Origin of the sequence: Chloroflexus sp. (assembly GCF_034435895.1) — a bacterium.
Classification (GTDB): domain Bacteria; phylum Chloroflexota; class Chloroflexia; order Chloroflexales; family Chloroflexaceae; genus Chloroflexus.
The window spans coordinates 1-10,129 of the sequence record NZ_DAOTWH010000338.1; the positions used below are offsets into that span (position 1 = coordinate 1).

The following is a 10,129-nucleotide window of genomic DNA, read 5'->3' on the forward strand; positions in this document are numbered from 1 at the left end:
GCGCAAGCGGCGTTGGGTTTGCGCCGCCCGTCCAGCCAGCCGCTCCGTCACCGGCTGGGCCGGCACAACCGCCAGCAAGAAGGTGAGCGTCTGCGCGCCAAACGCCAGCAACGCGCCGGTGAGATGCCAGACATCGGCCACCATCGCCGGCATGCCCCAGACCAGCAACGCGCCGGCCAGCGCCTGCAACAAGAAGAGCGCCACTGCGCCCAACGCCGTCCACCGTGGCGCACCCTTCGTTTCCGGCGCGCGCCACACCATCCACGCACTGCCAATCACCGCCAGCAACGCAAGCGCGACAATGAAGCGGTGGCCGAGCGAAATCCACACCAGCGGATTCGCCTCGCCGCTCAAGGCGTCAAGGCACAACGGCCACGACGGGCATGCCGTGGCGCTGGCCGAAATCGTGACCAGCGCGCCGGAAATGATTGTCGCCAAAGTTAAAAGCAATCCAATCAACAAGATTCGCGCGAGATGACGAGCCGCCATACTAATCCTCGCTCTGCTCACATTAGAGAATACTGCAAGGGGATGATGCCGTTTTGCTTTGTTGAAATGCACGCTACGGCAACGCCGCATACGCCGCCACGAACAGCGCCAGCGTCCCCACCGCAGTTACCAGCGTCCAGCCGAGATCGGCCCGACCATCGCTGCGCGGCACATTGGCCGGCGCTGTCGAAGGCTGGCGGTACAGACGCCACGCCGCCACGATCAAGGGAATTTGCCCGCCGACTGCGATAACCGCTGCTATCCAGAAGATGAACCATGCTAACATTGTAATCCTCAACCAATGATATTTCGTAGATTTTTTCACGAAAATGGCACTAGCGGAATTATACCATGCGCCTGCTATCCCAACAATGAACATTTCGATACCGAAATGCATTTTACGGCGCTGTGATGCGGTTTTCTTGGTTGAGATCCGTTAACTATCAATCTGGTAGCCCGGTATTACAGCATGACAACGGGCTGCACACTGATGTAAGGTGATATGACAGCGGAGAGGACAGAAAGCATGAAGAGCGGTTCATTGCGCGCGGATGCGAGCCACTCGCATCGAATCCTGCCAAGTTGTGTTAGAATAATGCACGGATGTTCGCATTATTCAATCGCCAGAAACACGAAACCCCCTGGCAACTGCCAGCGGGTCTCGTGTGGGGGGGGTGTATGTATTGTAACCGTTCTTTTACTTTCTCGCAACCCCCCAACGGTACTACCTTTTCCTCATTTTGAGTAGTACCTTTGGCGGATTTCTCTTATGACCATGGAGTTACTGATGAGCCAACCAGATGTAGCGCAGCGCATTGCTGAGCTGCGCGCGTTGATTCGCCGCTACGATTACCACTATTACGTCCTCGATGATCCGATTGTGAGCGATGCCGAGTACGACGCGCTGATGGCCGAATTGCGCGCGCTCGAAGCAGACCACCCTGAATTGATCACGCCCGATTCGCCGACGCAGCGCGTGAGTGGCACACCAGCCAGCCAGTTCGCCAAAGTGCAGCATCCCCAGCCGATGTTATCGCTTGGCAACGCCTTTACTACTGCCGATTTACTGGCATGGCGCGATCGGGTGCTGCGGCTGCTCGGGAACGATGCCGCGATCGCGTATGTGGTCGAGCCCAAGATCGATGGCTTGGCGATTGCGCTGACCTATCGCGATGGCCGTTTCGTGCAAGGAGCGACCCGCGGCGATGGCGAGGTTGGCGAGGATGTGACCGCTAATCTACGCACAATCGGGAGCATTCCGCTCACATTGCACCCGCTCGATGGCATGCGCGACCCTGATCTGCCGGCAGATTTGCCTTCGCTCATTGAGGTGCGCGGCGAGGTCTACATGCGCACCGCTGATTTTGAGGCGCTGAATGACCGGCTCGCCGCCGCTGGCGAGCGGATTTTCGCCAATCCGCGCAATGCTGCCTCCGGTTCGCTCCGCCAGAAGGATCCCGCGATCACCGCCGCCCGCCCACTCCGCTTTTTTGCCTATGGCGTTGGTCCGGTCGAGGGGGTGGCGCTGACTAGCCAGTGGCAGACGCTGCGCTACCTGCGCGCGCTCGGTTTTCCGGTCAATCAAGACGCGCGCCGGTTTACTGATTTTGCCGAGGTGCTGGCCTATTGTGAAGAATGGATGGCCCGGCGCGATTCGTTGCCTTACGAAGCCGACGGGATGGTGATTAAGATCGATGCTGTTGCCCAACAGAACGAACTCGGCGTGGTCGGGCGCGATCCGCGCTGGGCCATCGCGTTGAAGTTCCCGGCCCGCGAGGCTATCACGCGCTTGCTCGAGATTACCGTCAATGTGGGCCGCACTGGCGTGGTGACGCCGAATGCCGAACTAGAACCGGTGCAGATTGGCGGGGTGACGGTGCGCAATGCCAGTTTGCACAACGCCGATTATATTGCCCAGCGCGACATTCGCATCGGCGATTACGTGATTGTGAAGCGGGCCGGCGATGTGATCCCGTATGTGGTCGGGCCGGTGGTTGCCCGTCGCGATGGCAGCGAACGGCCATGGCAATTCCCGACCCATTGCCCGGTGTGCGGTTCGCCGCTCGAACGCGAACCCGGCGAGGCGGCGTGGCGCTGCAATAACTTCAGCATCTGTCCAGCCCAACTAGTACGCCGGGTGGAGCATTTCGTCAGCCGGGGGGCGCTCGATATTGTGGGTATGGGCGAAAAGCAGGCCGAACTTTTTGTGCAGCTCGGTCTGGTGCGCGATGTGGCCGATCTGTTTTACCTCAAGCCGGAACAGCTTGAAGGGCTGGAAGGTTTTGGCCCTAAGCGGATCGCTAATCTGCTATCCGCGATTGACGCTGCCCGCCACCGCCCGCTCGACCGGCTGATCGTCGGGTTGGGCATTCGCTATGTGGGTACGGTGGCCGCACAAGCCTTGGTGAACGCGCTCGGTTCACTCGACGCGATTATGAATGCACGCCAAGAGGAATTTGAGCAGATTCCCGGCATTGGCCCGGTGGTGGCGGCGAGTATTGTCGATTTCTTTGCCCGGCCAGAGAATCGAGCCTTGATCGAGAAGTTGCGCGCCGCTGGGGTACAGATGGATGGCGGCGCCCAACGCGAACGCCAGAGCGATGCGCTCGCCGGCAAGACGTTTGTGCTGACCGGTACGCTACCGTCGCTGACCCGCGAGCAGGCCAGCGAGTTGATTGTCTCCCACGGCGGTAAAGTGACCGATAGCGTGAGCAGAAAGACGAGCTATGTGGTCGCGGGAGCCAATGCCGGCAGCAAGCTGGCCAAAGCGCAGCAACTTGGCATCCCAGTGCTCGATGAGGCGGGGTTGCTGGCGTTGATTGGGGAGGGGTGATAGGCGATAAGCGTAAGGGCGGGTTGCAAACCCGCCCTTACAGCTACCGCCTCTACCACCCACCTTGCCGATCCATCCGGATCATCCACTGGGCCGGATTGCGGATCTCGTCGAGAGTCGGTAGATTCTCTGGCCGCTCCCACACCCGGCTGGCGAAGCCAATGCCGCGAGCGGCGACGATGGCGTTGACGAAGGCTTCGCCTTGCTGGTATTGCGCCAGTTTAAGATCGAGGCCGGTGAGACGGAAGACCATTTGATCAAGCAGCGTGCGCTGGCGCTGGCGTTGGCCGATCTGGTGTTCGATCTGGCCAAAGCTAGGCAAGAGCCGGCGCCCAACCGCGTTCATCACGTGGTTGCCGTAACCCTCAATAATCGACATTAGCGCCTGAATCCGGTCAAAGACCGCCCGCTGCTCAGGCGTCAGCACTGTCTCGATCCAGTGCTGACCGCTGCCGATCCCTTGCAGCAACCGCGTGAGCATATCGACCAGACTGTTGCCGCTGCTCAGCATTTGCCCGCTGATAAGGGCAAAATTCTGTTCGAGCAGTTCGCGGAAGTAGCTGCGCACCCACGGATACGCCTCGAATTCGAAGGCATGGGTCATTTCGTGCAACGTGATCCAGAGCCGGAAATCCTCGTCGCTGAGACCGAGTTGCAGCTGCACGCGGGCAATATTCGGCTCGACAAAGTAGAGCGCACCGCCAGTCGCTTCCGCCGAAAGCAGGCTCAGATCGTACTGGCCGAGCACGCGCTGGGCCAAATAGCCCAATAAGCCGCCAATCTGCACGCCGAGCAGCTTGCTGCTCACATCATTCATGATCATGCCCAGCGCGCCGCGCCCACCGCCATTCTTCTCGTACATCTCTTCGATCGGGCGGAAGAGCTGGCTAAACGAGCTGATATTCGCTTCCAGCCATTCGCGCCGGTCGAAGACGAAGATGCGGCTGACCGGTTCACGCAAGCGCACGCCGAGATAATCCGCAATCAGCGGCTCGCTGATTGCCACCATGCGCGCATACTGCTCGCAGCGAAAGGCGCGGTTATCAACCGGCGCCTGTTCCCATTGCGAGATACGTAACGCCGCTTGGCGGGCCTGCTCCCAGTCAATCAGGCCGGTCTGCACACGATTATCGTTGCGCGCGCGCGCCTCGAAATAGTAGCGCGCCGCTAAACCGGCGGCCATGCCTAACAAGAGGGCAGTGCCAAACCGGCGGAAATCGTTTTGATTGCTTGCCAATGCCAGCTCCTTTCCAATGGATGCTGCAATGAATTGGGATAACTCCTCAGAGTCTATCACGCTTCATGGGCAGTTGTCCACTGTTCAATGGACAACTGCCCCATTTCCTACGCCAACACCCGCTCATCACCTCGGCGGCGCGTGATCCGCCGTCCGTCGAGATGTTCAAGCAGGGCGACGGCATAGCGGCGCGAAATGCCGAAATGGTCGCGCAGTTGGGCGACAGTGAGGCTGCCTTGCGTCTCGATCGCGGCCCGCACCCACGCAACCATCTCGCTGTAAGCGGCAGGCAACAGGTAGAGATCGGGCGCAATCTTCACCAGCAACCCTTGGTCGAGCGCCCACGCCAGCAGCTCGCCCTCAAGATCAGGAGTTGGCGGTGCATACGGAGTGCGGGCCATCGCCGCCAGTTGCTGATCGAGTTGCCGCCGCTGGCCAGCGGTGGGTTGCGGCGTAAAATCGGCCAACCGCACCGTGGTCTCGTCAGCCTTGATCCATTCCTCAGCCAGCGCCGTCGCCAGTATCGCCGGCCAGAGCCGTGCCGGCGCTTGCAGCCGCTGCCGCGCCTCTTCGCGCGGTATCCCGCGCCGCAGCGGAAACCGTTGGTGGTATGACGCCAGTGTCGCGCGTAAAGTTGCGCGCAGCGCCTCCCAGCCAGCGGCGCTGATCAACCCGTCATTGCCGAGCGCGACGATCTGCCTGTTCGCCAGCAACAGCGGCAAGGCCGTCGCCGCTTCAGTCTCGGTCACGCCGGCGGCAGCCATCACCTCGGCCCGGAGACGGGGCCGACCATCGGCCAGCGCCTGCCCGATGCGCTCGGCAGGACTACCCTGCATCCGGAGGGCCAGCGCCGCAATCACATCAGTGCGAAACCGGCGATGGCGCGGCGGATGCGGATCGACCACAACCCCGCCGGCTACTGTCTGGCTCGGTGAGGGAATGCGCAAGATGAAGCGATCACCGGCCACCGCCGCCACCGGTTTCGCCAACCGGATCTGGGTCCATCCCTCCTCGCCGGGGGCTAGCTCGTCAGCGGCCAGCAACGCCAACCGGCCCGGCGCTTCACTGCTGCCAATAAAGAGATCGAGCGCCATATTGTGGCGCAGCGGCGGCGCATCCCGCACCACCCGCACCTGCGCATCGAGCAACGTGGTCGGGGTCAATGTCCCCGGCACGGCCAGCACATCGCCGCGCCCAACGTCACGGTAGTGAACGCCGGCCAAATTTACCGCTACCCGCGTGCCGGGCAGCGCCTGTTCGATCGGACGCTGGTGAATCTGGAGACCACGAATGCGCGCTCGCAACCCTTGCGGCACGATTTCAACCTCTTGGCCAATGCTCAGCGGGCCATCACGCAGCACGCCCGTCACCACGGTGCCAAAGCCGGCCACCGCAAAACTGCGGTCAATCGCCAAACGCGACGCGCCATGAACCCGATTGCGCAACGGGAGAGTATCAAGCAGACGATCCAGCATCTGCGCCAACTCGGCCAACCCGGCGCCGGTGCGGGCCGAGACCGGCGCCACCGGCGCGGTTGCCAGCGCACTCCCGGCTAATGCTGACCGCACCTCATCACGCACCAGCGCCAGCCACTCGGCATCAACCAGATCGATCTTGCTCAACACCACGATCCCGTGACGGATAGCAAGCAGGTCGATAATCGCCAGATGCTCGCGGGTCTGCGGCATCACCGCCTCATCGGCGGCGATCACCAACAACACCGCGTCGATCCCGCCGGCGCCAGCTAGCATATTCTTGATAAACCGTTCATGGCCGGGCACATCGATCAGACTCACTTCCCGCCCGCTCGGCAAGGTGAGCCACGCAAACCCCAGATCGATCGTCATCTCACGCTGCTGTTCTTCCACTAGCCGATCGGGGTCGATGCCCGTCAGGGCCTTGACCAAGGTTGATTTGCCGTGATCGACGTGGCCGGCAGTGCCGATAACAAACATTGGCGATCCATGCCTTGCAAGATCGATTACAATGGCACTGATTATATTGTACGGTGAAAATCACACGAGCGGTAGGCAGAGAGCGTAGCCGTTGCCATTGCATTTCACCCTCACCCCTACCCCGTTCCCGCGGCGCGGGAGCGGGGCGTTGCTGCATTCCGTTCCTGCAAAACCTTGTCCGCCACGCAGCGGCTCTCCCTCTCCCGCCGTCAGGTAGGAGAGGGGCCGGGGGGATGAGGGCGTCAACGCAAAGGCGCAAAAGCACGCCGAGGACGCAAAGGGGATTGGGATCACCGCTCCCTTTCCCTCGCTGCGTCCTCCACGCCCTCGGCGGTAAAAAAACGTACCCCCTCTCCCACCGTGAGGTGGGAGAAGGGGTGGGGGGTGAGGGCGTCAACGCAAAAGCGCAAAGCGAACAGAAAGGGAGGGCGGCTGTGCTAGAATGCAGATGTTCTGTCCACCTCATTAAAGAGGGTTGGGGTGGGGGCCTGAAAATAACACCGCTATGGAGCACGCGCTTCAACACCTCTGCACCGCTGATCCACACCTTGCACCGTGGATCGAACAGATCGGGCCATTTGCGCTTCAACCGCAACCACACGGCTTCGTGACGCTGGCCTATGCTATCATCAGCCAGCAAATCTCGCTCGCCGCCGCCCGCACTATCCGCAACCGGCTGGAAACGGCGCTTGGCGAACTCACCCCGGCAGCCATCCTTGCCGCTGAAGAAGGCGCCTTGCGCGCCGCCGGCCTCTCAGCGCAAAAGAGTGCCTATCTGCGCGACCTTGCCGCGCGGATTGCGAGCGGGCGCCTCGAACTCGCCCGCTTCCCGATGCTCGCTGATGAGACGATCATTGCCCAACTGACGGCAGTGAAAGGGATTGGCCGTTGGACAGCGGAAATCTACTTGCTGTTTGCGCTCGGACGGCTTGACGTACTGCCCGCCGCCGATCTTGGTCTGCGCGACGCCGCGCGGTTAGTCTATGCGTTGCCGCAGATGCCATCACCCCGTGAGCTGCTTGCGCTTGGTGAACGCTGGCAACCGTACCGCAGCGTCGCCTGCTGGTACCTCTGGCAAACCCGGCGCGCTATCCGGCAAAGTTAAGCAATTGCACGTTGTATGATGTTGTTGCGTATGGTATGATGCTGAACAAGAAGGAGTGAAACGGTTGCGTATGATGCGAAGCGATGGCCGGGCGCCAGATCAACTGCGCCCTATCTCAATTGAGATTGGCGCCGCTCCGTATGCGGAAGGATCGGCGCTGATTGCGTATGGCAACACCCGCGTGCTCTGCACGGCTACGATCGAAGACGGCGTGCCGGCGTGGATGCGCGGCCAGCAGAGCGGCTGGGTTACGGCTGAGTATGCGATGCTGCCCCGAGCGACATTGCAGCGCACCCGCCGCGAACGCAATGGCCCCAGCGGGCGCACCCAAGAGATACAACGCTTGATTGGGCGCTCGTTACGGGCAGCGGTCGATCTCAGCGCCCTCGGCGAACGCACTATCACGATTGACTGCGATGTCTTGCAAGCCGACGGCGGCACCCGCACCGCATCGATTAGCGGCGGCTACGTGGCGCTTGCGCTAGCGGTTGATTATCTCGCGCGCAGCGGCGCCGTCGAGAGCATGCCGGCCCTCACCCCCGTAGCTGCGGTCAGCGCCGGCATCTTTCAAGGCGTCATGCTGCTCGATTTGTGTTACGAGGAAGATAGCCAAGCTGACCTCGACTGCAATGTCGTGATGAATGCCGAGGGCGCATTTATCGAAGTGCAGGCCACTGCGGAAGGCACACCGGCCAGTCGCAGCCAACTCGATGCGCTCCTTGATCTGGCCGAACGCGGTATCCGCCAGATTCTCGCCGCCCAAGCCGCGGCACTGGCCAGCGTTCTGCCCAACAATACTGTGAGCTGCGAATCAGAACCGTAACAGCATGCTACCTGCGACGTGATGGCTCGCAACAGTCACCTGTCACAACGGGCGAGGAGGCTAAGGATGACCGACGAGACCAAGCGCGTCGCCAGTCGTCGCCACTTACGCTACGGATTGGCTTTTGAGCGCACCCAGCGCCCATTGGCGGCAGTTGTTCATTTTCGTATGGCAATTGCCGCCGACCCGACCTTGCGTGATGCGCACAATGCGCTGGCGTTCCACTACCAGCAGCAAGGCTTGCTGGCAAAAGCCGCCGAAGAGTTTGCCGCTGTCGCCAATCTGGCTGACGACTATTTTGCCCATTTCAACCTCGGCTACGTCTTGATCGAGCTTGAACGCTACGACGAAGCCGAGCGCGAATTTCGCCGCTGCCTCGAAATTGACCCCAGCGACGCCGCCGCCCAACTCGAACTGGCCTACATCCATGCGGCGCGCGGCGAGTACGCGACGGCGCTGGCCCTGCTCGAAACGCCACGCCAGCGCTACTACGATGATTGGGCCGTCTTCCACCTGCTGGGCCGCTGCCTGTTTCAGTTGCAACGCTATGATGAAGCGCAACAAGCGTGGCAACAGGCGTTGGCGCTCGCCCCGGCTTCCGACGCACAGTTGGAATTGCTGGCTAGCTTGCAGAGCATCGAACGGCGGCGCGAGTTTCATGCGACTACCGGTCTCAAAGACGACCTCTACGTGCAAGAGGGCGCCATTTGCCTTGGTTCGGCAACCGACGACGGGATCACGATTGCGCCTTTGACCAATTATCACCTGAGTGAGTACGATGTTGCCCGCACGCTCTACCGTTTCATTGCCTTAGCCCGGAGTAGTAACTGGCGCTTGGGAGGCGTCACCGCACCCGACATTACCAGCAAACCGCTCGCCGCGGCGCTGGCTGTCTTGCTCGACCTTCCGCTGCTCAACCTCCACCACCTGCCCGAAACAACCGCACCGATCCTGATAGCGATTGCAGTGGGCCATTCCGCCGATCTTTTCAGCCTCACCCGCGAACGGCTGCCCGCCCCCGGCCCCGGCTTCTGCCTCGCACTCAACTGGACACGGCAGAGCAAATTGTTGCCTGAAATCATTGGCGTGATGGTGAAAGGCAAATGCACCGTGCCGTGGGAAGCCGAACTATCCCGCCTGCCACTATCAGAGCAGACCACCCGGATTCACCAGATTGCCGGACGGCTGGTTCACCACGTGCAATCACTGCCGAGCGAAGACAACCTGCCGCGCCAAATCCGTTACTACACCCGCCACCACCGCCGGTTGGCGATCAATGGCTTGTTGTAGGCGGCAAGAACGCGCTCGGGGTAGGGTTTGCCTGCCAGCTCGGCACAACAAACTATTGGCGCACTCACCGTCAAACTGCTTTAGGCCCTGCGTAACCCCGTCAAACTGTCCTTGACATTTTAGAACAAATGATCTATATTTTTACTCAGGTATCCGATGAAATGCGCATGCATGGCTGGGCAGAGAAGATGCTATCCCACAACAAGATGGTTTCTGAACGTAGAGGGGATGACTGCGGGCACATCATGCCCTTGCCAGTATGCATACACGCTGACACATCATAGCCGCTTACCGATGTGTCACAATCATAGCGGCGTGGGGTTCGCCATAACGAGACGAAATGCCGCGACATGACGCGCATCACGGCCACTGCGGCAGGCATCGTCACTGGGGCGAT

8 protein-coding genes are annotated in these 10,129 nt (G+C 61.0%); 4 read left to right on the forward strand and 4 right to left on the reverse strand.

Going from position 1 to position 10,129, the window contains the following annotated elements; all coding sequences use genetic code 11:
- Together U9R81_RS18675 and U9R81_RS18680 are read right to left on the reverse strand one after the other, a co-directional pair.
- On the reverse strand, positions 1–489 hold a 489-nt coding region (locus U9R81_RS18675; protein WP_416180993.1), incomplete at its 3' end, for a COX15/CtaA family protein.
- Between the two features lie 73 nt (positions 490–562).
- Complete coding sequence (locus U9R81_RS18680; protein ID WP_322496921.1) at positions 563–775, reverse strand: hypothetical protein; 213 nt, start codon at positions 773–775, stop codon at positions 563–565.
- A gap of 501 nt (positions 776–1,276) precedes the next feature.
- Between U9R81_RS18680 and ligA the strand changes: the two genes are divergently transcribed.
- Positions 1,277–3,322, forward strand: a complete 2,046-nt coding sequence (ligA, locus tag U9R81_RS18685; protein ID WP_322496922.1) for an NAD-dependent DNA ligase LigA — start codon at positions 1,277–1,279, stop codon at positions 3,320–3,322.
- Positions 3,323–3,374: 52 nt separating this feature from the next.
- Here ligA and U9R81_RS18690 read toward each other — a convergent pair whose 3' ends face one another.
- Both U9R81_RS18690 and selB read right to left on the reverse strand, forming a co-directional pair.
- Positions 3,375–4,559, reverse strand: coding sequence for a zinc-dependent metalloprotease (locus U9R81_RS18690; RefSeq protein WP_322496923.1), 1,185 nt, complete (start codon positions 4,557–4,559; stop codon positions 3,375–3,377).
- A 107-nt stretch (positions 4,560–4,666) separates the two neighbouring features.
- Positions 4,667–6,514: a selenocysteine-specific translation elongation factor gene (gene selB / locus U9R81_RS18695; protein WP_322496924.1), complete on the reverse strand. Its 1,848-nt coding sequence runs from the start codon at positions 6,512–6,514 to the stop codon at positions 4,667–4,669.
- Between the two features lie 505 nt (positions 6,515–7,019).
- On the opposite strand from selB, the gene U9R81_RS18700 reads away from it, so the two are divergent.
- From U9R81_RS18700 to U9R81_RS18710, 3 genes are all read left to right on the forward strand, one after another.
- The gene (locus U9R81_RS18700) at positions 7,020–7,619 is read left to right on the forward strand and encodes a DNA-3-methyladenine glycosylase (RefSeq protein ID WP_322496925.1); all 600 of its coding nucleotides are present in this window, start codon (positions 7,020–7,022) and stop codon (positions 7,617–7,619) included.
- Positions 7,620–7,689: 70 nt separating this feature from the next.
- Positions 7,690–8,442 carry a ribonuclease PH gene (gene rph, locus U9R81_RS18705; protein WP_322496926.1) on the forward strand — a complete coding sequence of 251 codons (753 nt, stop codon included), beginning with the start codon at positions 7,690–7,692 and terminating at the stop codon, positions 8,440–8,442.
- Between the two features lie 66 nt (positions 8,443–8,508).
- Positions 8,509–9,732: a tetratricopeptide repeat protein gene (locus tag U9R81_RS18710; protein WP_322496927.1), complete on the forward strand. Its 1,224-nt coding sequence runs from the start codon at positions 8,509–8,511 to the stop codon at positions 9,730–9,732.
- Positions 9,733–10,129 lie beyond the last annotated feature (397 nt).